1 protein-coding gene is annotated in these 826 nt (G+C 71.3%); it reads right to left on the reverse strand.

The window, feature by feature from the left end; genetic code table 11:
- On the reverse strand, positions 1 to 789 hold a 789-nt coding region (locus A5659_RS25175), incomplete at its 3' end, for an AMP-binding protein (protein WP_231998013.1).
- Between the last annotated feature and the right edge of the window lie 37 nt (positions 790 to 826).

The raw sequence follows: 826 nt of genomic DNA on the forward strand, positions 1-826 counted from the left end.
GGATTGCGCCAACCAGGTCCCTATACAAAGGCTTTCGGTGAACATCGCGCCCTTGGGCGTGCCGGTGCTGCCCGACGTGTAGAAGACCCAGGCCAACGGGTCTTCGCCCGCCGCGGCGACGTGCAGGGGCGCGGGTGGCAGGACCGCGCCGTGGGTGGCGACGGCATCGATCGTCTCGATGGTCAGCGCACTGCCCGCCTCGGACAGCCGCGCGACCGCGGCCTCGAAGGCGGCGCGCTGGTCATCGTCGCGCAGCTCGTAGTCGAACACGATCAAGCGATCGGGCGCGGTGCCCGCCAAGGCCGCCTCGACGGCGGTCGCGAGGTTGTCGAGGCCCACGGCCAGAACGCGCGGCCGGGTCTCGGCGAGGATCGGCGCGTGCTGGGCGGCGGGTGCGCTGGTCTGCAAGGGCACCACCACGGCGCCGAGGTGGATGCAGGCGCATTCGATGGCCGTGTAGTCGATGCTGGCGAACCCCAGCACGCAGACGAAGTCCCCGGCGCGAACCGGGAACCGTCGGTGGTGATGCCAATCGGCGGCCGTGGCCTGCACCCGCGCCCACAGATCGGCATAGGTGATCGTCTCGAAGCGCGGCAGGAAGTTCAGCGCCGAACGGCCCGTTTGCGGATCGGTGACGACCTCGCGGGCGCGCTGCGCGAGCGCCGGCCGCCCGGCGTAGCCCTGCAGGACGGTGGCCATCACCTCGGCGATCCGCAGCCCCGGAGCGCGTGCGGCCGCGGCGATTTCGTCGTCGGGCAGCACCGGCACGCCCAAGGGCGCGATGTTCACCGAAAGCCTTTGTATAGGGACCTGGTTGGCGCCCCCG

Source organism: Mycobacterium sp. 1165196.3, from assembly GCF_001673415.1.
In the GTDB taxonomy this organism is placed as follows: Bacteria; Actinomycetota; Actinomycetes; order Mycobacteriales; family Mycobacteriaceae; genus Mycobacterium; species Mycobacterium europaeum_A.